The organism is Blautia sp. DFI.3.45 (genome assembly GCF_020593505.1).
GTDB classification, from domain to species: domain Bacteria; phylum Bacillota; class Clostridia; order Lachnospirales; family Lachnospiraceae; genus Blautia_A; species Blautia_A wexlerae.
Map to the genome: position 1 here is coordinate 102,549 of NZ_JAJDMI010000006.1, position 24,233 is coordinate 126,781.

Sequence of the window (24,233 nt, forward strand, 5' to 3'; positions counted from 1 at the left end):
GACCTTAAGACACGCCAATTTACGATAATTGTCACATTTTGAACACAATTAATTGATATACTGATTCCAGAGTTCAGGAGAAGAATTGCTGTAACTGTGCAGAAATAAAACAGTTACAGATCATTGTTTATTTCGGGGAGTGTTCCGATAAACAGTAATACAGGAACAGAAGGGAGCAGATTACATGAATGATGAAAGAAACCTGGGTGAAAAAACAGATGATTCCGGTCAGCAGCCCAGATATGAACATTATCAGTTCCATGAAGAACAGAGAACTGTTTTGAAACCATCCGGTCCCTCTGGACACAGAAGAAATCAGAATTCTTTTCAGAAAAAAGCAGGGGCGACAATCGCACTGGCTGTGATCTTTGGCCTGGTGGCGGCAGTTGTATTTCAGGCGGCAAATTTTGCAGCAGACAGATTCCTGAATACAGGTAAGTCTTCGGTGCAGATTAAAACTACAGACAGTGTGGATCTTCAGGAAACGGCATCAGATGACAGCACTGCCGATAAGGTGCTGTCTGACTCTGAGAATGGAACAGTAGCAGCAGTGGCTCAGGCTTCCATGCCTTCTGTAGTTGCGATCACTACTGTCAGTGTTCAGGAAATACCAAGCTTTTTCGGATATAGTTCCCACCAATATAAGAGTGCGTCAACAGGTTCAGGGATTATCGTTGGAGATAATGATGATGAGCTTCTGATCGCAACGAATAATCACGTGGTGGATGGAGCTACAACTCTGAGTGTCTGCTTTATCGGGGATGATGTGGCAAATGCAGAGACAGAGACTGTGAATGCGGGAGATAATGGAGATCTGAATGTAGAGGATGCGGTCAGTGCCAAGATTAAGGGTACAGATGCTGATAATGATCTGGCAGTAGTTGCGGTGAAGAAATCGGATATCCCTGAGGACACTTTAAATCAGATCAAGATTGCTCAGATAGGAAGTTCGGATGATCTGGCAGTAGGGCAGCAGGTAGTTGCGATCGGTAATGCGCTTGGATATGGTCAGTCTGTAACATCAGGCTGGATAAGTGCATTGAACCGGACGATTTCTACAGATGACGGAACGAACAGTACAGGACTGATCCAGACGGATGCGGCAATCAATCCGGGTAACAGTGGTGGTGCACTTTTGAATATGAAAGGCGAGCTGATTGGCATCAATTCTGCAAAATACGCAGACAGTGCTGTGGAAGGTATGGGATATGCCATTCCTATTTCCAAGGCAAAGCCTATTCTGGAAGAACTGATGAATCGTGAGACCAGGGAGAAAGTAGACAGCAGCAAAAAAGGATATCTGGGAGTAAGTCTTGCAAATCTGACCACAGAGGCAATTGAGATGTATAATATGCCCACAGGTGCTTTTGTAAGAAGTGTGGAGGATGATTCTCCGGCACAGGAGGCAGGTATCTGTAAAGGCGACATCATCGTAAAATTCGACGGACAGAAAGTCAGTGATGGTGATGATCTGCTGGATAAACTGCAGTATTATAAATCGGGAGAGAAGATTGAGGCAGTTATTGCAAGAGCCACTAATGGGGAATATGAAGAAAATACTATAGAGCTGACTCTCGGCACCAGACCGGACAATGAATAAAACAAAAGACATCGCCCATGCGGCGGTGTCTTTTATAATATTATCAGTGAACAGTAACCCAGGCAGGATTCTTTTTGTGTTTATAAAACTTTCATTTTGTTATAAGGGAATTGTATGATATAATTCAGTTAAATAAGCGTAATGATCCAGCAGCCTGCTATCCTGCAGGAGCACTGTACTGTTACGAATAAGAGGATATAGAAAGGAGTCATTATGAGCGAGAACTATAATGATGATGAAATAATAGACAGCAGCGAAGATACAGAGAAAAAGAGAAACAAATCCGAAAAATTCTGTTTTCTCTGCCGCAGACCTGAGAGCAAGGCCGGTCCGATGATCGAACTTCCCAATAACATACATGTCTGCACGGATTGTATGCAGAAGAGCTTTAATTCTATGAATCAGCAGTTTAATGAGGGTAAGTTCAATTATTCTGACCTGTTGAATATGCCGAATGTGAGCATGATCGATCTGGGCAGCTTCCAGAATCCGGTGCAGCAGCCAAAGAAAGAAAAAAAGAAAAAGAAACAGGAAAAACCGGTTCTGGATCTGAAAAATATTCCTGCTCCCCATAAGATCAAAGAAACCCTTGACCAGTATGTGATCGGTCAGGAGAAAGCCAAGAAAGTAATGTCTGTAGCGGTTTACAATCACTATAAACGTGTGGCAACAGATACAATGGATGAGATTGAAATTGAGAAATCTAATATGCTGATGATCGGACCAACCGGATGCGGTAAAACCTATCTGGTTAAAACCCTGGCGAAACTTCTGGATGTGCCGCTTGCAATTGCAGATGCCACTTCTCTTACAGAAGCCGGTTATATTGGCGATGATATAGAGAGCGTTGTTTCCAAACTTCTGGCGGCGGCAGATAATGATGTGGAGCGTGCCGAGCATGGTATTATTTTCATTGATGAGATTGATAAGATTGCCAAGAAGAAGAACACCAACCAGAGAGATGTCAGTGGTGAGGCAGTGCAGCAGGGAATGCTGAAGCTTCTTGAGGGAAGTGAGGTGGAAGTTCCTGTAGGTGCAAACAGCAAAAACGCAATGGTACCGCTTGTAACTGTTAATACACGTAATATTCTGTTTATCTGTGGCGGTGCTTTTCCTGATCTGGAGAATATCATTAAAGAAAGGCTGAACAAGCAGGCATCTATCGGTTTTTATGCAGACCTGAAGGATAAATATGATAATGATCCTCATCTGCTTCAGAAAGTAACAGTGGAGGATATCCGCAGTTTTGGAATGATTCCGGAATTTATCGGACGACTTCCGATCATCTTTACTCTGGACGGATTGAATGAGGATATGCTTGTGAAGATCCTGCAGGAGCCGAAGAATGCGATTCTTAAACAGTATCAGAAACTTCTTGCACTGGATGAAGTGAAACTGGAATTTGAAGACGGGGCGCTTCATGCAATTGCTGCGAAAGCACTGGAGAGAGATACAGGTGCCAGGGCACTTCGCGCGATACTGGAAGAGTATATGCTGGATATCATGTATGAGATTCCGAAAGATGACAGCATAGGAGAGGTTGTGATCACAAGAGAATACATAGAAGGAAACGGTGGTCCGAAGATCCTTCTTCGCGGACAGGAGCCGATCCTGCTGGAGGGTAGTCATTAATTAAAATAGTTTTGTTCTTGCATTATGAGGACAATAATGGAAGGGAGTAAATATTATGGGAACAGATTTTTTTGATGGATTAGTTAAGACATTTTCAAAAACAACGAAGGAACTGGGAAAGACAACAAGAGAATTAGGTGCCCGCGCAGAGCAGACGATCGAGGCACAGAAGATAAGAAGTAAAATCACAGGAGAAGAGCGCATTATTGAGAAAATCAAAGTTGATATCGGTGATATTGTTTACAGACGACATTCTCAGGGTGATGGAATTGATAGTGAGTTAAGTGCTTTATGTCAGGAGATTGATCAGCATTATCTGAAAATCAGGGAGTATAAGGATAATGCTGCGAACCTGAAAGGAGAGAAAATCTGCCCGTCCTGCGAGCGGGAGGTAGATATTAATGTAAGTTTCTGTCCGTATTGCGGAACGTCATGCCCGACTCCGGAACCGGCGAAGAATGTGGAAAATGACACTGTATCTTCAGATGAAGATGAAGATGGGAGTAATGAGCCGGAAGAAACACCGGCAGAAGAATTACAGCCGGAAGAACCAGAGACAGAGAAAACAGCAGAAACAGAACCAGCACAGGAACAGCCGGTGGAAGAAACACCAGTGGAAAAAGAAACAATGGAAGAGAAGTAAGTAACTGCAGGGTAAATTATTTTTACAGATTTACCAGATAATTACAGTATAATTAAAAATATGTTGCAAATTGATATGGAATATGATAATTTTATATCGTATCAAAAGGTATGAAAATTACGAACAGGAGAGGGAAAGATGAAAAACAGAAAATTAAATCAGTTATTAGTCGCAGGAATGATCAGTGCAGCTATGATGACTTCTGGTATCAGCGTTCAGGCTGCTGATTTTAGTGATGATACATCAACAGTAGAAGAACAGTCTGTTGGCTCAGCAGAAGAGGAAGCTCCGGAGGTAGAGGACGGATCTGAATTTCAGTCCGATGCTGCTGAAGCATCATCAGCAGTAGCAGTCAGTTCAGCGAACTTCCCGGATGCAAAGTTCCGCCAGTATGTTTTAGACAATATTGATACAGACAAGGATAAGAAACTTTCAGCGGCAGAGATCAAAGCAGCCAAGACGATTGATGTTTCAGGACTTGGAATTTCCAACCTGAAAGGTATTGAACGTTTTACCTATGCGACAGATCTGTTTGCGGCAAATAACAAACTTACTTCTGTAAATATTACAAAGAATACAAAAGTTGCATATCTGAATCTGAGTAATAACAGTCTTGCAGGAACTCTGGATCTCAGCAAATGCACAAATCTTCGTGTAGTGAAGTATGGAAGCAATAAACTGACAAAGGTAGTAATGCCTTCCAAGAAATATCTGAAGAATCTGGATTTCGTAGATGCAAGCTCCAATAAATTTACCACACAGGCAAATGCAGGACTGAACATCGGAGATACTGATTATGTAAAGAGTCTTTCAGAAGTCAATGCCTCCAATAATGCCATCACTTCATTTAACTGTGCCGGATTTCAGGGAATCCTTGATCTTAGAAACAATAAGATCACAAATCTGAAACTGGAAAACAGCAAGGAAGGATCTCAGGTAGTTTCCTTATACCTTGACGGAAACTCACTGAGTAAGACACCTTCTATTGACTTTACACCGGAATGGATTGCCGTACCTCAGCAGTTCAGCTGTGATGCAAAGGTTTCATCCAAGGTCAAAATGCTGAAGGCAACTGCATCCATCACATCTGCAACATGGGATCAGATCGTGGTAAACGTTGGTTCCAGTACAGATGATGCTTCTTACAAACTGGAGAAGAAAACAGGCAACGGTGCATATGAAACTGTTAAAACATGGGATAATGGTGATCTGGCTGACGCAGAGTTCGGAGAAGATTACACAGATAATGTGATTTCTACAGGAACAGTCTACACATACAGAGTTACAGCAACTGTACAGGTAAAAGATGCCAATAAGAACCTCAGATCCTGGTCAAATTCCGCAGAAGTGAAAGCTACAGCAACAGGTACAAAGCCGGCAATCTCTGTGAAGTCCACCAAAAAAGGTGTGGCAACCGTAAGCTGGAAGGCTGTTGCAGGTGCAGACGGATATGATGTTTACTGTGGATCATCCAAGAAATCCCAGAAGGGTACGGTTGTAAAAGGAACTACAAAGCTGACCGCAAATAAGACAAAACTGACAAGTGGTAAAACTTATTATTTCAGAGCACGCGCATATAAGATGGTAGGATCTGCAAAGGTATATACAGGTTACAGCGCAGTGAAGAGCGTGAAAGTCAAATAATACAAAAATAATTGAGAACAGTATAAAATCAAGCCGGCGATGTGAGAGCAGATATCTTTTACAGAGCCGGCTCTTTGATTATGGCAATTCCGTAAAATACTGTGGACAGTCCGGTATTGCTATAGATGAATTGTTATAGATGGGAGGAATGTCATGTGAAATATATCAGAAAGAGTTTCTTTTTATTTTGGTTGATAGCGGTAATGCTGTTTGGAACAGTATCGGCATCCGCAGCATCTGCAAAACCGGAAACACCGGTATTGTCCGGAACAGCAGCCGGAAACAGAGTGACTCTGAACTGGAATAAAGTAAAGAAGGCCTCCGGCTATCAGATTTTTCTGTATTATAAAGCCTACGGAAAATACAAATGCGTGGAAAGGATCAAGAACAGGAACATTACCAGTTTTACACTGACAGGTTCTGAAGATAAGCTCTACACTTATAAGATACGTTCTTATCTGAAACAGGGAAACAAAACTCTGTACAGCCCATCATCGAAAGCACTGGAGATAAAAACAGCTCCCGGAAAACCTGTGATCACCCGGATAAGAGTGAGAGAAGAAAGCGGAACCCTGATCAAATGGAAAAAAATCAAAACTGCAGAAGGATATCAGATATTCCGGTCAGAATCCGAGGACAGAGGATATAAAAGAATCAATATAGTTTCCGGCAATACAACATTCAGTTATGCAGATACAGGTGCTGTTTCAGGAAAGACTTATTATTACAGAATACGGGCATATGTACGAAATCAGGGAAATGTTGTATATTCTGAACTGAGTGATCCGGCAGAGGCGGTAATGCGAAAGACTATTATGATCGGAGATTCCAGAACAGATATGATGAAAGATGTTGTGGAGAACGATAACATCACATGGATATGTGAGGTTGGAATGGGGTATAAATGGCTTAGAGATACTGCCCTGAAGACCTTGCAGGAGCAGATGAAAGGAAATGAAGATATTTTTGTCTGGCTTGGTGTTAATGATGTATACAATATTTCAAATTATATCAGTCTGCTGAATGAGGAGATTCCAAAATGGAAAGCGCAGGGAGCGGATGCCTATATTGTGGCAGTGGGACAGATAACCAAAGATCCTTATGTAACAAATGAGGAAATCGAAGATTTCAATGCCAGAATGAAAAAAGAAGTTGCCGGTGCGAAATATGCAGATCTTTATTCTTATCTGAAAAAGCAGGGATATAAGACAACAGACGGAACTCATTACGATAATGAAACCACATGGAAGATTTACCGTTATCTGATGTCTTTTGTGTCATAAGAACAGAAAAAAAGGAAACTGTATCAGTTTCCTTTTTTGAGTAAAAAAATAATGCAGAAGATGGGACTTGAACCCACACGATATTGCTACCACAGGCACCTGAAGCCTGCGCGTCTGCCAATTCCGCCACTTCTGCATTTCTTATTTATCAATCGCTCTCTCGCGACTGCTCATTTATAATAACCGATGTATGGATAAAAGTCAATAGCTTTTTTGAAATTTTTTTAATTTTTTTTACAGTATCATCAAAACGCACAATTTGTTACGTAGAAGTGTAAGCTTCTTCTGATAAACTGCGGAGCAGTTATCCGGTGTAGAGTTGCACAGAGAAGAGGATGATTTAAATTTTATAGAGGTATTTGGATGTGAGAAAGCAGTGAATGCATGTGATTGGATCTGCCTGAAATTACAAAAAAGTTTTTAATATCAACTTAATTATTTTTAGTACCTTATAAGGTTGAAAAAAGCACTTTGCTGTGATACAATCTTGAAGATTTAGGAAAAAATAAGTGATAGACACAATATAAAGATAAGAAAGGGAGATTGTATGAAAGCATTTCTGATATTAGAAGATGGCCATGTGTTCAAAGGTACAAGCATTGGTTCAACGAGAGACGTTATCAGCGAAATCGTCTTTAATACTTCCATGACCGGTTATCTGGAAGTAATGACCGACCCTTCCTATGCAGGACAGGCAGTATGTATGACTTATCCCCTCATTGGGAATTACGGAATTTGTTATGATGACCAGGAGTCATCAAAGCCATGGGTGGACGGCTTTATTGTCCGCGAATTATCCCGTGTCCCAAGTAATTTCAGAAGCGTGGACACGATTCAGCATTTCTTAACAAAGCATGATATTCCAGGTATTGCCGGAATTGATACCAGAGCCTTAACGAAAATCCTTCGTGAGAAAGGTACCATGAACGGTATGATCACCGTCAATGAAAATTATGATTTAGATACAATTATCCCCCAGTTAAAAGCATATACAACAGGTAAGGTAGTAGAGAAGGTAACATGCCGCGAGAAAGAGATTTTAAAAGGCGACGGTCCGAAAGTAGCACTTCTTGACCTGGGAGCTAAGAGAAACATTGCACGTTCCCTGAATGAAAGAGGATGTGAGGTTACAATTTATCCGGCACTGACACCTGCGGAAGAGATTCTGGAGACAAATCCGGATGGCATTATGTTAAGTAACGGCCCTGGAGATCCAAAGGAATGTACTTCTATTATAAAGGAAATAAAAAAATTATATGATTCTGAAGTTCCGATCTTCGCAATCTGTCTTGGACATCAGCTTATGGCTCTTGCAACAGGCGGAGATACTCATAAGATGAAATACGGACACAGAGGCGGAAATCATCCGGTCAAAGACCTTGCAACAGGACGTGTTTACATTTCTTCCCAGAACCATGGTTATGTAGTAGATGCTGAGGGACTTGAAGAGAAAAACATTGCAAAACCTGCATTCGTTAACGTCAATGACGGCACAAACGAAGGTATGGCATACGAAGGAAAGAATATCTTTACTGTACAGTTCCATCCTGAAGCATGCCCGGGACCGCAGGATTCCAGTTACCTGTTTGACAGATTTATGGATATGATGGGAGGAAATAAATAATGCCAAGAAATAAAGACATTAAAAAAGTACTTGTAATTGGTTCCGGCCCGATTATCATCGGCCAGGCAGCAGAGTTTGACTATGCAGGAACACAGGCATGCCGTTCCCTGAAAGAAGAAGGCATTGAGGTTGTTCTTCTTAACTCCAACCCTGCAACCATCATGACAGATAAAGATATCGCTGACAGAGTTTATATCGAGCCTCTGACAGTAGAAGTAGTAGAACAGCTTATCCTGAAAGAGAAACCGGACAGCGTCCTTCCTACACTGGGCGGCCAGGCGGGATTAAACCTTGCCATGGAGCTGGATGAGAAAGGTTTCCTCAAAGAACACAATATAAGACTGATCGGTACAACTGCCCAGACAATCAAGAAAGCGGAGGACCGTCAGGAATTTAAAGATACCATGGAGAAGATCGGTGAGCCGATTGCAGCATCCAAGGTTGTTACAACAGTAGAAGATGGTCTTGCATTTACAAACATCATTGGTTATCCGGTAGTTCTCCGTCCTGCTTACACACTCGGTGGAAGCGGCGGCGGTATCGCTCATAATGAATATGAACTTCGTGAAATCCTAGAGAATGGTCTTCGTCTTTCACGTGTAGGTGAAGTTCTGGTAGAGCGCTGCATCGCAGGATGGAAAGAGATTGAATATGAAGTAATGCGTGACAGTGCAGGAAACTGTATCACAGTCTGCAACATGGAGAACATTGATCCGGTTGGTGTCCACACAGGTGACTCTATCGTAGTTGCTCCATCTCAGACACTGGGAGATAAAGAATATCAGATGCTCCGTACTTCAGCCCTGAACATCATCACAGAACTTGGAATCACAGGTGGATGTAACGTTCAGTACGCTCTGAAACCGGACAGCTTTGAATACTGTGTAATCGAGGTAAACCCGCGTGTAAGCCGTTCCTCTGCACTTGCAAGTAAGGCAACAGGTTACCCGATCGCAAAGGTTGCAGCAAAGATTGCTCTGGGTTACACACTGGATGAGATCCCGAATGCGATCACAGGAAAAACATATGCAAGTTTCGAGCCAATGCTTGACTACTGCGTAGTGAAGATTCCGAGACTTCCATTTGACAAATTTATTACTGCAAAGAGAACCCTTACGACTCAGATGAAAGCTACCGGTGAGGTTATGAGCATCTGCCATAACTTTGAAGGCGCTCTGATGAAAGCAATTCGTTCTCTGGAACAGCATGTAGACAGCCTTATGTCCTACGATTTTACACAGCTTACAGATGAAGAACTTCTGGCAGAACTGGAAATCGTAGATGACCGCAGAATCTGGAAAATCGCAGAAGCAATCCGCCGCGGTATGCCGCAGTCCATGCTTCATGACATTACCAAGATTGATATCTGGTTCATTGATAAGCTGGCAATCCTTGTTGGAATGGAAAATGCACTTAAAACCAGAAAGCTTACAAAAGAGCTTCTTCTGGAAGCAAAGCGCATGGAATTTCCGGATTATATCATTGCTCGTCTGACAGGTAAAACAGAAGAAGAAATCAAAGCTCTTCGTGAAGAATACCAGATCAAAGCAGCATACAAGATGGTTGATACCTGTGCTGCAGAGTTTGCGGCAGCAACACCATATTACTATTCTGTATACGGCGATGAAGGCACAGAGAATGAAGCAGTAGCAACACCGGATAAAAAGAAAATCCTGGTACTTGGTTCCGGTCCGATCCGTATCGGTCAGGGTATTGAGTTCGACTTCTGTTCCGTACACTGTACATGGGCATTTGCAAAAGAAGGCTATGAGACCATCATCATCAACAACAACCCGGAAACAGTAAGTACAGACTTTGATATTGCAGATAAACTGTATTTCGAGCCTCTGACACCGGAAGATGTTGAGAATGTAGTAAATATTGAGAAACCGGACGGAGCAGTTGTACAGTTCGGTGGTCAGACAGCTATCAAATTAACAGAAGCACTGACAAAGATGGGTGTTAAGATTCTCGGAACATCTGCTGAGAACGTAGATGCAGCAGAAGACCGTGAGCTCTTTGATGAGATTCTTGAAAAATGCGAAATTCCGAGACCAAAAGGACAGACAGTATTTACTGCTGAGGAAGCTAAGAAAGCAGCAAATGAGCTGGGTTATCCTGTTCTGGTTCGTCCTTCCTATGTACTTGGTGGTCAGGGCATGAGAATCGCTGTAAGTGATGAGGACGTAGAAGAGTATATCGGTGTGATCAACCAGATCGCACAGGAGCACCCGATCCTTGTTGATAAATACCTGATGGGTAAGGAAATCGAAGTCGATGCTGTATGCGATGGCGAGGATATCCTGATTCCTGGTATTATGGAACATATCGAGCGTGCCGGAATCCACTCCGGTGACAGTATTTCCGTATACCCGGCTAAGACCATCAGCGAGAAAGCAAAAGAGACAATTGCAGAATACACCAGACGTCTTGCAAGAGCCCTGCATGTTATCGGTATGATCAACATCCAGTTCATTGTTCTTGGAGATGATGTATATGTGATCGAGGTTAATCCTCGTTCCAGCCGTACTGTACCGTACATCAGCAAGGTAACAGGAATTCCGATCGTTCCTCTTGCAACGAAGGTAATACTTGGATACAAGCTGAAAGACATGGGCTATGAACCGGGACTTCAGCCGGAAGCAAAACACTATGCGATCAAGATGCCTGTATTCTCATTTGAGAAGATCCGCGGCGCTGATATCAGTCTTGGACCGGAAATGAAGTCAACAGGTGAGTGCCTTGGTATTGCTGAGACATTCAATGAAGCGCTTTACAAAGCATTTATCGGAGCAGGTATCCGTCTTCCGAAACATAAAAACATGATCATCACTGTTAAAGACGAAGACAAACAGGATATCATCCCGATCGCAAGAAGATTCGAAGCACTTGGATACAGAATCTATGCTACACTGGGAACTGCAAAAGTCCTCAAAGAAAACGGAATCAAAGTTATCCGTACAAATAAGCTGGAGCAGCCTGCACCGAACCTTATGGACCTTATCCTTGGTCATAAGATCGACGTTGTCATTGATACTCCGCCACAGGGCGTAGAACATCAGAAAGATGGTTTCGTCATCAGACGTAACGCCATCGAGACAGGTGTCAATGTCCTTACTTCTCTGGATACAGCAGAAGCACTGGCAACCAGCCTTGAGAATACAGACCTGAACAATTTATCTCTTATTGATATTGCTACGATTGCAAGAAGATAAAGAACTGATAAATAATATGAAATGATGAAAAGCAGCCGTAATTTTCTCTGTCGGAGAAAAGGCGGCTGTTTTTATCTTATAGAATCAGCAGGAAAAATATAGATTACAGTTGTATCAGTGGCATGGTGTGTAATATAATCATATGAGTATTTACAGTGAGTCAGATAGATATATGTGGGTCTTTTGCATTACTTATTATCTGGCAGAAACCTGTCTGATCCGGTTGAAAATCGTTGTAAATAAGAATAACAACAAAAAAGAAAACAGGAAGGGAAAGATTATGGATTTTATTGAACTGTTAAAGGTCATTTTCCTTGGGATTGTAGAGGGAATCACAGAATGGCTCCCGATCAGCAGTACCGGACATATGATCCTGGTGGATGAGTTCCTGAAACTGAATGTGACAGAGGATTTTAAGAATCTGTTTTTCGTAGTGATCCAGCTTGGCGCGATCCTCGCGGTTGTAGTTCTCTACTGGAACAAATTGTGGCCGTTTTATATCAGACCAATTTCAAAGAAACAGCAGGCAGTGCTTAACAGGCATGGTGCAGTATCCAGAGGAATTCTTACTTTTGTGGAGAAGTTCTGTGATAAAGAGAAATGGGTACTCTGGTTTAAAATTATAGTAGCCTGTATACCGACGATTGTTATCGCACTTCCGTTTAATGATGTCATTGAAGAGAAATTTAATAACTATGTAGTAGTTGCCATTGCGCTGATCGTATATGGTATCCTCTTCATTGTCATTGAGAATTATAACAAGAGAAGAAGACCAATCTGTACAAATCTGGAAAATCTGTCATTTAAGACTGCACTCATCATCGGTCTGTTCCAGGTACTCTCCGTAGTTCCGGGTACATCCCGTTCAGGTTCCACCATTATCGGTGGTATCCTTGCAGGAACCTCCCGTACAGTAGCAGCAGAATTTACCTTCTTCCTGGGAATCCCGGTCATGTTCGGAGCCAGTCTTCTGAAAATCCTGAAATTCGGTTTCTCTTTCACAGGAACAGAGGTGATGATCCTGATCGTGGGAATGGTAGTGGCATTTGTAGTTTCCATTATCGCGATCAAATTCCTGATGGGATACATAAAGAAACATGACTTTAAGGCATTCGGATGGTACAGAATCGCACTTGGTATTCTGGTGCTTGGATACTTTATCGGAAAAACACTTCTTGGTTGTAAATAATGTATAAGAAAAGCCCTGCTGTATAAGCGGCATGTACGTCATAAGCGTATATCCCGGACAGCAGGGCTTTTTATTATGTTACAGGTTTCTTATATGCAGATCATTTCGCCGGTATAAGAGGTATCATAACCTGTCAGATGATGAATCTCAGTTTTGAAATCTTCAGACTGTACAATTTCCACAAGAGCAGAGAACCCCGGCTTTCTCACAGATTCCGCAGGAATTGCCAGATACATCTGCATATCAGTCACAGGGACGAAATCAAGTCCCGGAAAGTAACGTGCGATCATTTCTTCTCCAAAAGCAACATTCGCTCTGTGCTCAAAAACAGCAGATGCAGATGACATATCAGAGACAGCTTCATTTCTGTATCCGCTGATTTTTTCAGAAGAGATTCCCCGTTCTTTTAACAGACGGTCCAGATAAACCCTGCGGGCACTTCCCTTTTCACGATTCATAAAAACAACTTTCGGATCCGTCAGGTCCTCCGCAGAAGAAATCTTTTCAGGATTTCCGGCCTGTACATAGAAGCCAACAGAGTATTTATATAAAGAAAGAAGTATCAGCGGGATTCCGGGAACCAGGTGACGGATATCATCTATATTCAGACTGGTAGCAGCGATATGTGCCTTTTCGAAATACAGGGAATAAAGTCCGTTATAGTCATTCATATGAGACTGCAGGACAGGAAGGCCATCAGGATGAGCGGACATTTTGCCGAGAAGAAGCTCCAGGGCGGCAGAAGTCTGACCGCCTAAAATGATACCACTGGAATGAAGCAGATAATCTCTCTTCAGCAGAGAGCTCTCAGGTTCAAAATTAACAGATGTGTATGGAATATCCTGCCCGCTTTCGGAATTGCCGGAACTGCTTCTGTTAAGATACTGTGTCAACTGCTCTTCGCTGACCCTGAGTTGTTTTCCGATTTTGGAAGATTCCAGCTCACCGCGCTTGATAAGTTCATAGACCGTTGTCTTTTTGATCTTCAGACGGTCTGCGACCTCCTGAGCTGTGTAAAGTTTATTCATCAATACCTACCATGACATTAGTAGCCTTGATCACTGCATAAGCATCAGAACCTACTTTCAGGTTTAATTCTTCAACTGCTGCACAGGAGATGGTTGCTGTGATAATGTTTCCACCGCCGATATCAATAGAAACGATGGAGTTTACAGCTCCGTTATTGATACTTACTACTTTCCCTTTTAACTGATTACGTGCACTTAATTTCATGATAATTACCTCACTGTTTATTATTTTTTTCTATAGATTTATCGTTACTGTTCACACTCCACTATCCCGCGAGGTGTTTTGGCATGGATATGCCAAAATCCCGAGACATACAAGCCAAAATTCCATTGCCACAGGCAATCTGGAATGAATTTTGGCTGCGTTACTGAGAACGGAGTGAACAGTAACGATTTATCTGATACCCGATCAAAGGCCGGAAAGTTGTTTTTGCCGGTAAAAATAAGGCTTTCGACCTTTTATCATTTACATGATAACATATACAAATAAAATTGACAAGAATACAAAAGTTCTGTACAATAGATACAAAAGGAAACAAAACTGAATAAAACAAAACGAAACTAAATGAAAGGCGGTAAAAATATGAGAAAGAAATTAATTGCAGCAATGATGGCAGGAGTACTGAGTGCAGGAATGTTCAGCACAGGAGTTTTCGCAGCAGATACAGACTTAAAAGGTGAAGTCAACACATTCATCGCAGCAAGCTTAAGCAATGCAATGGAAGAAATCCAGAAAGATTTCAATGAGACATATCCTGATGTTGAAATCCTCTACAATGCAGACAGCTCAGGCACATTACAGACACAGATCGAAGAAGGCGCACGCTGCGATATCTTCTTCTCAGCAGCTGACAAGCAGATGGACGCTCTGGTAGACGAAGATCTGGCTAAGAAAGATACTGTAGAAGATATCCTTGAGAACAAAGTCGTTCTGATCAAACCTAAGGATGGAGAAACAAAAGTTACAGGATTCGAGAACATCACAGATGCAGCCAACATCGCACTTGCAGGTGACAGCGTTCCTGTTGGACAGTATTCCAGAGAAATTTTCGATAATCTTGGAATTACAGATGAAGTAAATAAGATGGAAATCAATGAAGGTAAAAATGTATCTGAAGTTCTTGCTGCAGTAAGTGAAGGAAGTAATGAGATCGGTATCGTTTATGCTACAGATGCAGCTTCCGTTGCAGATAAAGTAGACGTTATCGCAGAAGCTCCGGCAGATGCACTGAAGACACCTGTTCTCTATCCGGTAGGCCTTATCGAAGACAAAGAGGCATCTGAAGATGATACAGCAGCTGCAGAAGCATTCCTTGAGTACATCAAATCTGACGACGCTATGAAAGTATTCGAGAAATACGGATTCACAGCATACAAAGCAGATGATGCTTCCGAAACAGATGATAAAGATGCAGAAGCAACAGAAGAAGCAGATGACACAGAAACAAATGCTGAGACAGAGACAACAGAGGAAGCTAAATAAGAATGAGTGAATTTCTGGTAGAAATAAACTGGAGTCCTTTATGGATTTCACTGAAAACAGGTTTCGCGGCTACTGTGATCGCGTTCTTTCTGGGGATATTCTTTGCGAGACTGGTAATGAAGATGAAACCTGTTTCCAGAGGCATACTGGATGGTATCCTGACCATGCCTCTGGTACTTCCCCCGACAGTGGCCGGTTTCATTCTGCTTCTGCTGTTCAGTCTGAGACGTCCGTTCGGGGCATTTCTGCTGGATAATTTTGACATTAAGATCATACAGACCTGGAAGGGCTGCGTGATCGCAGCATCTGTAATTGCGTTTCCGCTGATGTATCGAAATGCACGCGCTGCATTTGAACAGGTGGATGTGAATCTGATCGCAGCAGGCAAGACACTTGGCATGAGTGACAGAAGAATCTTCTGGACAGTTGTCATGCCGACAGCAGGACCCGGAATCGCATCCGGTACAGTCCTTGCCTTTGCCAGAGCAATCGGAGAATACGGTGCTACATCCATGCTCGCAGGAAACATTCTTGGCAAGACCAGAACCGTTTCCGTTGCCATTGCTTCGGAGACTGCGGCAGGAAATTATGGCATGGCCGGTTTCTGGGTAGTTGTGATCTTGATCATTTCATTTGTGATCGTTGCGGCGATCAATATCGTTTCCGGTAAGGGAATGAAGATGGGCAGGTGGATGTAATGGCAGTCAGTGTGGATATTGAGAAGAAACTTCATGGCTTCACTCTGAAAGTAAAGCTGGAGAGTGATGGTTCTCCAATGGGGATCCTTGGAGCATCCGGAAGCGGAAAAAGTATGACTCTGCGCTGTATTGCAGGAATCCAGACACCGGACTCAGGAAGAATTGTTGTAAATGATAAAGTTCTTTTTGATTCAGAAAAGAAAATCAATCTTAAACCGCAGGAGAGGAAGGTCGGCTATCTTTTTCAGAACTATGCACTTTTTCCTACCATGACTGTAGAGAAGAATATCGCATGCGGATACAGAGGAGATAAGAAACATCTTAAGGCAAAAGTGGCAGATTACATAGAGCGCTATCAGCTTAACGGGCTGGAGAAACGTTATCCGGGACAGCTTTCCGGAGGTCAGCAGCAGCGTGTCGCACTGGCACGAATGATGATCGGAGAACCGGAAGTCATCCTTCTGGATGAACCGTTCTCAGCACTGGATGGATATCTGAAAGATATCATGCAGCGTGATATGCAGAACTTTCTTAATGAGTACACAGGTGATATGATTCTGGTCACTCACAGCCGTGATGAGGCTTACAAGTTCTGCGGACATCTGACAATTCTGGACAGCGGTCAGGCACTTACTACAGGAGAAACTAAGAAACTCTTTGAACGACCTGGTATTCTGCAGGCAGCCAGACTGACAGGGTGTAAAAATTTCTCAACTGTACAGAAAATGGGAAAACACAGTATTTATGCAGTGGACTGGGATCTGATGCTGCAGACCAAAGATGTGGTGCCGGATGATGTTACGCATGTGGGAATCCGCGGTCACTGGATGAAAGGTGCATCTGAAGGCGGAGAGAACCACATGGAAGTGGAAGTTATGGAATATATTGAAACGACCTTTGAACATCAGTATTTACTGAAGAACAAGAAAGGCGGAGACTGTCAGCCGGTCTGGTGGATGTGCCCCAAAGGAAATTTTGAGGAAGATCCGCATGCAAAAGTTCCGAAATATATTCATTTTCCGGAAGAGCATCTGATGCTGCTGAAAGAAGCGAAATAGAATATATAAGAAATAATAAAAAGCGTTGTATTTTCAACAGAGATTTCTGGTGAAGATATAACGCTTTTTTAACCGAATCAAGTAAGTCCCTGCGGAGTAGTTATTCGGTGTAGAATCGCGTAGGCACGTAGCTGTAAGAGTCTGCCGGTTTGATCACGCAGATGGATGTTATCAAATTGTCTGAGAAATCTATGACGGATGATTCTTAGAATATTTTATGTAGTCCACAACCATCATCGCCAGTTTAAATGTCAGTGCATCTTCAAACGCGCGGATATCCAGTCCGAATTTTCTCTGCAGCTTCTCAAAGCGGTACACCAGAGTATTTCTGTGTACATAAAGCTGTCTGGAAGTCTCGGAGAGATTCAGGTTATTTTCAAAGAAGGTACGGATGGTGATCAGGGTTTCTTCGTCAATAGAATCCAGAGTTTCCTCTTTGAAGATCTCGTCGATAAACATTTCACATATGGAAACAGGAAGCTGGTAGATTAGTCTGCCGATTCCAAGCTGGTTATATCCGAATACATTTTTATCTGCGTAGAAAATCTTGCCTACTTCAAGGGCTGTATGTGCTTCCTTGTATGCGTCTGGAAGCCTGGAAATATCCTCTGCCAGATTACTGTAGGCAACCCATGCGGAAGTCATTGCTTCTGTATTTAACATATCTACAAGCATATATGCAATTGATTCCAGATCCTCATAAGTTTCTGTAGACTGTAATTCTCTGATGATGATAATCCCTGTATCATCAATAGCTGTGATGAAATCTCTGGTACGGGCAGAGAAAATATTCCGGATCGTAGCGAGAGCGTTCTCATCCTTGGTCTGTTTGGTTTCCACAAGAAATACGGCACGCTGAACAGAAGTTGCAATGTGCAGTTTCTTGGCGCAGTTAAAGGCATCTACATCAGAATAACTACCAAGGAGAAGATTCTGCATAAAGGTATTCTTGTCGCTTTTCTCTGCATAGGCAGCCAGGAGACTCTGTACCTGGCATACAGCCAGCTCTCCGATGGTAGCAGTACTTTCTGCTTTTCCCCATACGATCAGAATATAGGAGATGGAATGGTTCTCCATGATCTTATACAGGCAGCAGCTTGTATTGGAAACACACAGGGCACTGCTTTGGCGAAATTCTTCCAGTTTTGATTCTGCAGGAAGTTTTTTATCACAGGTAGAGAGAAAGATATGGTTATCAGAATCCAGCAGACAGAAATCAATCTGGCTGATATTCTTCCAGTCTGTCAGGCATTTCTGTAAAATCTGTTGTATTTTCATTAGGTCAATCCTTTCTTTTGGGGTATGAGTCAGCTTATAGCAATCCTTGCAAATTGTCTGATCGAAGTAATCAGGCAGCCAATTCTATATTATAACATAAAAACCCGGGGAAAACTCCCCGGGTTTATTAAAGATTCCTGAAAATTAGTTGCAGATTGTAAGTTCTGTTTCTTTATCAAAGAAATGAGATTTTTCCATATCGAATGCGAATTTGATCGGATCACCGGTCTTAGCTGTTGTACGAGGATCAACTCGTGCTGTAACCTGAGTTCCGTTTACATCGAAGTATAAGAATACTTCAGCTCCGAGAAGCTCGTAAACTTTAACTACGGATGTCATCGGTGCGCTTGGAGAAGCTTCGATGAACATCTGGGAATCATGGATATCTTCCGGACGGATACCGAGAACAACTGTTTTACCTACATAGCCGCCATCTTTAAGAGCTTTTGCTTTAGCAGCCGGGATAACCAGTTCATGCTCGCCAACTTTAGCGATAAGGTTGCCACCTTTTTCGGAGATAACAGCGTCAAGGAAGTTCATCTGCGGAGATCCCATGAATCCTGCAACGAATAAGTTGCCTGGTTTCTGATACAGGTTCTGAGGTGTATCTACCTGCTGAACAACACCGTCTTTCATAACAACGATTCTGGTACCAAGAGTCATAGCCTCTGTCTGGTCATGTGTTACATAGATGATTGTAGCACCCAGTCTCTGGTGGATCTTGGAAATCTCGATACGCATCTGTACACGAAGTTTAGCATCCAGGTTGGAAAGAGGCTCATCCATAAGGAATACCTTAGGATTACGTACGATAGCACGTCCCATAGCAACACGCTGTCTCTGACCACCGGAAAGAGCCTTCGGTTTACGATCAAGAAGTTTCTCAAGGTCAAGGATTCTTGCAGCTTCACGAACTGCTTTATCAATCTGGTCTTTCGGAACTTTACGAAGTTTAAGTCCGAATGCCATGTTATCATATACTGTCATATGAGGATACAGAGCGTAGTTCTGGAATACCATTGCGATATCACGGTCTTTAGGCTCTACATCGTTCATAACTTTGTCACCAATCTTTAATGTACCGCCGGAAATTTCTTCCAGACCGGCAATCATACGAAGTGTAGTAGATTTACCACATCCTGAAGGTCCTACGAAAATGATGAATTCTTTATCTTCGATCTCCAGATTGAAATCTTTAACTGCCTGGAAACCATTTGGGTAAGTTTTGTTAATGTGCTGTAATGATAAGCTTGCCATGATTATTATTCCTCCAAAATTATTTCATAGTGTTTTTGCTGATTGATTACTTGTTTTTTTCATCTGTAGACAGTATAGCGAAAAGGAGGGGGGATGGCTAGGGAAGAATCGTACAAAGATTTTTTTTGTTTCTTGTCATTCTGACGAAAAGCCGGAATCAGTATTCGGGGATTCCGTCAAACTGTCAAAAGGCATGAGAAAAACGCAGGACAAAATGACGAAATTCTGTCTGCGTTTTTCAAAATTGGAACTATAGCAGTCCTGGTAAACATAGTTCTTTTTACCACCTGTTACACAAAGTGTATACAAGATTATGGTTTGACTGAATCAAGTCAAAAATCTCTGACAATATGAAGGAACGGATGGGAGAATACGGATATCGGGCTAAAATTACAGGTGGATCAGAGAAAGCAAATCATCAGGAAGCATTTTGCGCAAATTCTGTGTTGACCAGTTCTGCATACGGTGTACGTTCCTTCAGTTCTCCTGCGTCTTCCAGGATATCCTGCAGCAGTTCAAATCCATCCTGCCCGAACACCAGATTTTCTTTCCAGGTATCCTGATCGTAATAACGTTTTACGATGGCTGTGATGGTATCCAGATCTGTTTCAGGGAACTGAGGCTCGATGATTTCTGCAATTTCTTCAGGAGTGTGGCTCTGGACAAAATCCATACCTTTTTGCAGAGCATCAGTAAATTTTTGCATGATATCAGGATTTTTTTCCATATAGCTGGTTCTGGCACTGTAGGAGGTGTATGGTACGTAGCCGGAGTCAACGCCCAGGGATGCCACAACATACCCGGCACCTTGCTTTTCAAGAGCAGTAGCAGACGGCTCAAATTCTACGGTGAAATCGGCTGAATCATCTCCGGTAAAGGCAGCAGCAGTAGCGCCGAAGTCAATGCTCTGGTCAATAGACAGATCTTTCTCAGGGTCAAGACCATTCTTTTTCAGGATATACTCAAATACCATTTCCGGCATGCCACCTTTGCGGCCGCCAAGAACTTTCCTGCCCTTCAGATCTTCCCATTTAAAATCCGGCATTTCTTCTCTTGCCACAAGGAAATTTCCGGCCCGCTGGGTAAGCTGTGCAAAGTTTACAACAGGATCAGTAGCTCCTTCCTGATAGGCATAGATAGATGCTTCTGCTCCCATAAATCCGATATCTGCCTCACCGGAAATCAGAGCAGTCAGAACTTTATCCGCACCGAATCCAGTTATCAATGTCAGATCCAGACCTTCTTCCGAAAAATATCCCTCTTCGATTGCCACATACTGTGGCGCATAGAAGATTGAGTGTGCGACTTCATTCAACGTAACTTTCGTAAGTTTTTCCTCTCCCCCATCCTTCTCTGCAGCAAAAGCTGTCATCGGCAGCGCAGTCACCGCCAGAATAACTGCTGCCGCTAGTGAAATCCATTTTTTATTTTTCATGCAGATACTCCTTTTGAGACTTCTGCTGTTAGGATATTCCCTCAACTCAAAAATGGTGCATTTTTTCTTGATAATTCATTTATATATTTCTAAAAGTAAAATATAATTGACTTTTATACAAATAAATGATATCTTATAGTCATCAGGGAGGTGAAGCAAGCTTGCCAAAGAATATTGCTATCAAAGTAGCACGAGCACAAAAGGATATGACGCAGAAGGCATTGGCGGAGGCTGCCGGTATTTCGCGGCAGACTATGAATGCAATCGAAAAGGGTGAATACAATCCAACAATCAAGCTATGCCGAAGAATCTGCCGTATCTTGGATAAGAGTCTGGATGATTTATTTTGGGAGGATGACGAGGATGAAGAAAACGAAAAGTAATCTGGATGAATTACAGGAACTGAAACTTCTGAAGATTGAGCACAATGGATGCTGGCTGGCTTTCTGGGGATTGCTGGCTGTAATACTGACCCAGATAGCCATAGGAAATGACAGCAAACAGGATCTTTCCGGAGAATGGATCGTATTTATGTGCCTTGCTTTATATCTTACAGTAGGATGCATAAGAAACGGAATCTGGGACAGAAAGCTGAAACCAAATTTTAAGAACAATATCATGGCCAGTAGCATCGCCGCAGTTGTTATGGGGATTTTGTGGTTTATCATTTCTTATCGGAATTATCACAAACTCGTCGGTTCCATTGCAACTGGAGTTATTATGTTTTTTTCTATAGAGATTTTATGTTTCCTTGCATTAACGCTTACTTCTAAAATTTATAAAAAAAGACTGAAAAAGCTTGAAGATGATTCTGAGGATGAATGATGATACCTGGGGAAAAGCCAGAGGGGACTGTATTTGAGCCATCAAACACCGTCCCCCTTGGTCCTTGGTCAATGTATAAAAATGTCCTTGCCGAATATAATTTAAAACAAAGATGATTTCTGATTGACTTTCTTAGTTATATCAGTTATATTATCTTTAGTGATCAGATTGCAGAAACTTGAGAAGCCTGCGATCGGGGGAGGGTGCCGAGGCCCCTCTCCTTTTTCTTTATCTGGAACATTTTGCAGCGAGGTACATATGAGCAAACCGTTTATTACATATACCGCACAAGTTGAAAAACTGAAAAATGAAAAAAATCTAGTTATTACAGATGATGATTTTGCGGTAGAATCCCTGCAGAATATCAGTTATTATGCATTAATTGGTGGATATAAACATCCTTTTATTGATATTCATACCCGCAAATACATTAATGAAGCGTGTTTTGAAGATATAGTTGCTCTTTATGAATTTGATGAAGAGTTACGTGGGATTTTCTTTAAGTATTTATGCCGCGTGGAAAGAAAAATGCGTTCGTCCATTTCTTATCACTTCTGTAAAAAACATGGAGAACGTCAAGAAGAATATCTCAACTCCAATAATTACGGCAATATTCCCAAAAATAAAAATGGAATTACCAAATTAATCAAAATGCTAGATATGATGGCAAACAAAAACAAGGATCACGAATATCTTGTTTACCAGCGTAACAAATATCATAATATTCCGTTATGGGTGATTATGAATACCCTTACTTTTGGTCAGATATCAAAAATGTTTGAATTCTTACCTCAAAATATGCAGGGAGCAATTTGCCAGGATTTTGGAAATGTCAAGAAAAATGAAATGATAAAATATTTAAAGGTATTAACGCTGTACCGAAATGTATGTGCTCATAACGAAAGGTTGTTTTCCTATCATACATATATTGACATTCCAGATACATTGTTACATGAAAAATTAAGCATTTCTAAAAACGGTTCAAAATACATATATGGAAAAAATGACTTGTTTAGTGTAGTCATTACTTTTCGTTATCTACTTCCAAAGACCGATTTTTTACTGTTTAAAAAGCAACTATTGCATATTTTTGACCGATATGAAAAGCAGAATTCAAATTTGAAGTTGAATGATCTTTTTGAATATATGGGATTTCCTAGTAACTGGAAAGAAATAACAAAATTTCGCAAAATATAAGTGGAGATATTAGCAAAAATATTTCCACTTATATTTAAAGCTATTCTATTTTCTGCGATTTCTTCGTACTATTCAACCCATCCACCCAATTACACAAAATCACAATCGTCTCATAATTTACATTGATATATGTACGCCACCTTTGCGACCGCCAAGGACTTTCCTGCCCTTCAGATCTTCCCATTTAAAATCCGGCATTTCTTCTCTTGCCACAAGGAAATTTCCGGCCCGCTGGGTAAGCTGTGCAAAGTTTACAACAGGATCAGTAGCTCCTTCCTGATAGGCATAGATAGATGCTTCTGCTCCCATAAATCCGATATCCGCCTCGCCGGATATGACGGCAGTCATAGTTTTATCTGCCCCAAAGCCAGTTATAAGCGTCATATCAAGCCCCTCATCTTTAAAATATCCCTCTTCGATTGCCACATACTGCGGTGCATAAAAGATGGAATGGGCTACTTCATTTAAGGTAACTTTTGCAAGCTTCGCCTCATCTTTCTTTGCAGCAAACACTCCCAGAGGCAGTGCAGTCACCGCCAGAACGACTGCTGTCGCCAGTGTGATCCATTTTTTATTTTTCATGCAGATACTCCTTTAACAACCGTAGCAAGAATTCCCTCACCTCTATAGGTGATGGGATGAATTGCACATTCGAGCATGTCTGCTCAAATTTATAAAAAATCACAAAACACTTGTTCTGACACAATAAATATATTATAATAGAGAAAAGAACAATATGCTCTTGAAAATTGGACGGTCGAAATAAGCAATAAGTGAGTGTACATAATAATTCTCATTCTGTGTTGTTAGCTGATCATGGTTATGAAATATAGCAGAAAGATGCTGGACGATAAAATGTTAGAGAGAGCAAAAGAAATCTTTGAAATATAGCACCTGTTGGAACAATCCATCAGTATATAGAAAGTCAGGGTGAGAAAGATAAACCGGGCAGTAAAAATAAGGATTTATCCCAATAAAGAACAGATAACTCAGATAGAAAAAACGATCGGCTGCAGCCGTTTTCTCTATAACCGGATGCTTGCGGATAAGATCCGTTATTATCAGGAAGAAAAAAAGATGCTGAAAAATACGCCGGCCGGATATAAAAAAGAATATCCATGGCTGAAAGAGGTAGATTCTCTTG

The 24,233-nt window shown here is 41.8% G+C and carries 20 protein-coding genes, 1 tRNA gene and 1 pseudogene; 15 read left to right on the forward strand and 7 right to left on the reverse strand.

Features of this window, described 5'->3' with window-relative positions; genetic code table 11:
- The first annotated feature begins 184 nt into the window (after window positions 1–184).
- The 5 genes from LJE09_RS03800 to LJE09_RS03820 all read left to right on the forward strand — a co-directional run bounded on the left by LJE09_RS03800 (window position 185) and on the right by LJE09_RS03820 (window position 6,802).
- On the forward strand, window positions 185–1,600 hold the full coding sequence (locus LJE09_RS03800; RefSeq protein WP_055057585.1) for a S1C family serine protease: 1,416 nt from the start codon (window positions 185–187) through the stop codon (window positions 1,598–1,600).
- Window positions 1,601–1,813: 213 nt separating this feature from the next.
- On the forward strand, window positions 1,814–3,232 hold the full coding sequence (gene clpX, locus LJE09_RS03805) for an ATP-dependent Clp protease ATP-binding subunit ClpX (protein WP_008706095.1): 1,419 nt from the start codon (window positions 1,814–1,816) through the stop codon (window positions 3,230–3,232).
- Between the two features lie 55 nt (window positions 3,233–3,287).
- Window positions 3,288–3,875: a DUF7575 domain-containing protein gene (locus LJE09_RS03810; RefSeq protein WP_055059808.1), complete on the forward strand. Its 588-nt coding sequence runs from the start codon at window positions 3,288–3,290 to the stop codon at window positions 3,873–3,875.
- 138 nt (window positions 3,876–4,013) lie between these two features.
- Window positions 4,014–5,519 (forward strand): fibronectin type III domain-containing protein, encoded by a 1,506-nt coding sequence (locus LJE09_RS03815; protein WP_055059809.1) that lies wholly within the window; start codon window positions 4,014–4,016, stop codon window positions 5,517–5,519.
- Between the two features lie 155 nt (window positions 5,520–5,674).
- Window positions 5,675–6,802, forward strand: a complete 1,128-nt coding sequence (locus LJE09_RS03820) for a fibronectin type III domain-containing protein (protein WP_227310978.1) — start codon at window positions 5,675–5,677, stop codon at window positions 6,800–6,802.
- A 52-nt stretch (window positions 6,803–6,854) separates the two neighbouring features.
- Here LJE09_RS03820 and LJE09_RS03825 read toward each other — a convergent pair.
- A tRNA-Leu gene (locus LJE09_RS03825) sits at window positions 6,855–6,938 on the reverse strand.
- A gap of 411 nt (window positions 6,939–7,349) precedes the next feature.
- On the opposite strand from LJE09_RS03825, the gene LJE09_RS03830 reads away from it, so the two are divergent.
- The 3 genes from LJE09_RS03830 to LJE09_RS03840 all read left to right on the forward strand — a co-directional run bounded on the left by LJE09_RS03830 (window position 7,350) and on the right by LJE09_RS03840 (window position 12,830).
- Window positions 7,350–8,426: a carbamoyl phosphate synthase small subunit gene (locus tag LJE09_RS03830; RefSeq protein WP_055059811.1), complete on the forward strand. Its 1,077-nt coding sequence runs from the start codon at window positions 7,350–7,352 to the stop codon at window positions 8,424–8,426.
- The gene (gene carB / locus LJE09_RS03835) at window positions 8,426–11,641 is read left to right on the forward strand and encodes a carbamoyl-phosphate synthase large subunit (RefSeq protein ID WP_008706090.1); all 3,216 of its coding nucleotides are present in this window, start codon (window positions 8,426–8,428) and stop codon (window positions 11,639–11,641) included. The genes LJE09_RS03830 and carB overlap by 1 nt, the downstream gene beginning before the upstream one ends.
- A gap of 280 nt (window positions 11,642–11,921) precedes the next feature.
- Entirely contained in the window at window positions 11,922–12,830 is a 909-nt protein-coding gene (locus tag LJE09_RS03840) for an undecaprenyl-diphosphate phosphatase (RefSeq protein ID WP_055053079.1), read from the forward strand.
- A gap of 89 nt (window positions 12,831–12,919) precedes the next feature.
- On the opposite strand, the gene LJE09_RS03845 is transcribed toward LJE09_RS03840, so the two are convergent.
- Together LJE09_RS03845 and LJE09_RS03850 are read right to left on the reverse strand one after the other, a co-directional pair.
- Window positions 12,920–13,858 (reverse strand): substrate-binding domain-containing protein, encoded by a 939-nt coding sequence (locus LJE09_RS03845; protein ID WP_227310980.1) that lies wholly within the window; start codon window positions 13,856–13,858, stop codon window positions 12,920–12,922.
- The gene (locus LJE09_RS03850) at window positions 13,851–14,063 is read right to left on the reverse strand and encodes a TOBE domain-containing protein (protein ID WP_008706085.1); all 213 of its coding nucleotides are present in this window, start codon (window positions 14,061–14,063) and stop codon (window positions 13,851–13,853) included. Before LJE09_RS03850 ends, LJE09_RS03845 begins: the two co-directional genes overlap by 8 nt.
- 378 nt (window positions 14,064–14,441) lie before the next feature.
- On the opposite strand from LJE09_RS03850, the gene modA reads away from it, so the two are divergent.
- The 3 genes from modA to LJE09_RS03865 are packed head-to-tail and all read left to right on the forward strand — an operon-like array spanning window position 14,442 to window position 17,097.
- Window positions 14,442–15,341 carry a molybdate ABC transporter substrate-binding protein gene (gene modA / locus LJE09_RS03855; RefSeq protein WP_173703066.1) on the forward strand — a complete coding sequence of 300 codons (900 nt, stop codon included), beginning with the start codon at window positions 14,442–14,444 and terminating at the stop codon, window positions 15,339–15,341.
- A 2-nt stretch (window positions 15,342–15,343) separates the two neighbouring features.
- A complete protein-coding gene (gene modB / locus LJE09_RS03860) occupies window positions 15,344–16,039 on the forward strand; it encodes a molybdate ABC transporter permease subunit (RefSeq protein ID WP_227310981.1) in 696 nt (231 codons plus the stop codon).
- Window positions 16,039–17,097 carry a sulfate/molybdate ABC transporter ATP-binding protein gene (locus LJE09_RS03865; RefSeq protein WP_020993483.1) on the forward strand — a complete coding sequence of 353 codons (1,059 nt, stop codon included), beginning with the start codon at window positions 16,039–16,041 and terminating at the stop codon, window positions 17,095–17,097. The genes modB and LJE09_RS03865 overlap by 1 nt, the downstream gene beginning before the upstream one ends.
- Window positions 17,098–17,286: 189 nt before the next feature.
- Here LJE09_RS03865 and LJE09_RS03870 read toward each other — a convergent pair whose 3' ends face one another.
- The 3 genes from LJE09_RS03870 to LJE09_RS03880 all read right to left on the reverse strand — a co-directional run bounded on the left by LJE09_RS03870 (window position 17,287) and on the right by LJE09_RS03880 (window position 21,004).
- Window positions 17,287–18,375, reverse strand: a complete 1,089-nt coding sequence (locus LJE09_RS03870; protein WP_008706081.1) for a PucR family transcriptional regulator — start codon at window positions 18,373–18,375, stop codon at window positions 17,287–17,289.
- A 144-nt stretch (window positions 18,376–18,519) separates the two neighbouring features.
- Window positions 18,520–19,632: an ABC transporter ATP-binding protein gene (locus tag LJE09_RS03875; RefSeq protein WP_008706080.1), complete on the reverse strand. Its 1,113-nt coding sequence runs from the start codon at window positions 19,630–19,632 to the stop codon at window positions 18,520–18,522.
- A gap of 418 nt (window positions 19,633–20,050) precedes the next feature.
- Window positions 20,051–21,004, reverse strand: coding sequence for an ABC transporter substrate-binding protein (locus LJE09_RS03880; protein WP_428845678.1), 954 nt, complete (start codon window positions 21,002–21,004; stop codon window positions 20,051–20,053).
- Window positions 21,005–21,228: 224 nt separating this feature from the next.
- Here LJE09_RS03880 and LJE09_RS03885 point away from each other — a divergent pair, with 224 nt between their 5' ends.
- From LJE09_RS03885 to LJE09_RS03895, 3 genes are all read left to right on the forward strand, one after another.
- Window positions 21,229–21,450 (forward strand): helix-turn-helix transcriptional regulator, encoded by a 222-nt coding sequence (locus LJE09_RS03885; RefSeq protein WP_008706078.1) that lies wholly within the window; start codon window positions 21,229–21,231, stop codon window positions 21,448–21,450.
- Entirely contained in the window at window positions 21,431–21,892 is a 462-nt protein-coding gene (locus tag LJE09_RS03890) for a DUF6773 family protein (RefSeq protein WP_020993481.1), read from the forward strand. The genes LJE09_RS03885 and LJE09_RS03890 overlap by 20 nt, the downstream gene beginning before the upstream one ends.
- Window positions 21,893–22,015: 123 nt before the next feature.
- Window positions 22,016–23,089: an Abi family protein gene (locus LJE09_RS03895; RefSeq protein WP_227310982.1), complete on the forward strand. Its 1,074-nt coding sequence runs from the start codon at window positions 22,016–22,018 to the stop codon at window positions 23,087–23,089.
- Window positions 23,090–23,221: 132 nt separating this feature from the next.
- On the opposite strand, the pseudogene LJE09_RS03900 reads toward LJE09_RS03895, so the two are convergent.
- Window positions 23,222–23,671, reverse strand: a pseudogene (locus LJE09_RS03900) (ABC transporter substrate-binding protein); the annotation flags it as partial.
- A 348-nt stretch (window positions 23,672–24,019) separates the two neighbouring features.
- Between LJE09_RS03900 and LJE09_RS03905 the strand changes: the two are divergent.
- Window positions 24,020–24,233 (forward strand): helix-turn-helix domain-containing protein (locus tag LJE09_RS03905; protein ID WP_331466563.1); only part of this gene is annotated, 214 nt, incomplete at its 3' end.

Excerpts from the sequence above, each read along its gene's own strand:
- LJE09_RS03880 (WP_428845678.1), bottom strand. The coding sequence starts at position 21,004 with ATGACAGCTTTTGCTGCAGAGAAGGATGGGGGAGAGGAAAAACTTACG.
- clpX (WP_008706095.1), top strand. The coding sequence starts at position 1,814 with ATGAGCGAGAACTATAATGATGATGAAATAATAGACAGCAGCGAAGAT.
- LJE09_RS03800 (WP_055057585.1), top strand. The coding sequence starts at position 185 with ATGAATGATGAAAGAAACCTGGGTGAAAAAACAGATGATTCCGGTCAG.
- LJE09_RS03850 (WP_008706085.1), bottom strand. The coding sequence starts at position 14,063 with ATGAAATTAAGTGCACGTAATCAGTTAAAAGGGAAAGTAGTAAGTATC.
- carB (WP_008706090.1), top strand. The coding sequence starts at position 8,426 with ATGCCAAGAAATAAAGACATTAAAAAAGTACTTGTAATTGGTTCCGGC.
- LJE09_RS03840 (WP_055053079.1), top strand. The coding sequence starts at position 11,922 with ATGGATTTTATTGAACTGTTAAAGGTCATTTTCCTTGGGATTGTAGAG.
- LJE09_RS03890 (WP_020993481.1), top strand. The coding sequence starts at position 21,431 with ATGAAGAAAACGAAAAGTAATCTGGATGAATTACAGGAACTGAAACTT.
- LJE09_RS03875 (WP_008706080.1), bottom strand. The coding sequence starts at position 19,632 with ATGGCAAGCTTATCATTACAGCACATTAACAAAACTTACCCAAATGGT.
- LJE09_RS03810 (WP_055059808.1), top strand. The coding sequence starts at position 3,288 with ATGGGAACAGATTTTTTTGATGGATTAGTTAAGACATTTTCAAAAACA.
- modB (WP_227310981.1), top strand. The coding sequence starts at position 15,344 with ATGAGTGAATTTCTGGTAGAAATAAACTGGAGTCCTTTATGGATTTCA.
- modA (WP_173703066.1), top strand. The coding sequence starts at position 14,442 with ATGAGAAAGAAATTAATTGCAGCAATGATGGCAGGAGTACTGAGTGCA.
- LJE09_RS03830 (WP_055059811.1), top strand. The coding sequence starts at position 7,350 with ATGAAAGCATTTCTGATATTAGAAGATGGCCATGTGTTCAAAGGTACA.
- LJE09_RS03870 (WP_008706081.1), bottom strand. The coding sequence starts at position 18,375 with ATGAAAATACAACAGATTTTACAGAAATGCCTGACAGACTGGAAGAAT.
- LJE09_RS03845 (WP_227310980.1), bottom strand. The coding sequence starts at position 13,858 with ATGAATAAACTTTACACAGCTCAGGAGGTCGCAGACCGTCTGAAGATC.
- LJE09_RS03815 (WP_055059809.1), top strand. The coding sequence starts at position 4,014 with ATGAAAAACAGAAAATTAAATCAGTTATTAGTCGCAGGAATGATCAGT.
- LJE09_RS03865 (WP_020993483.1), top strand. The coding sequence starts at position 16,039 with ATGGCAGTCAGTGTGGATATTGAGAAGAAACTTCATGGCTTCACTCTG.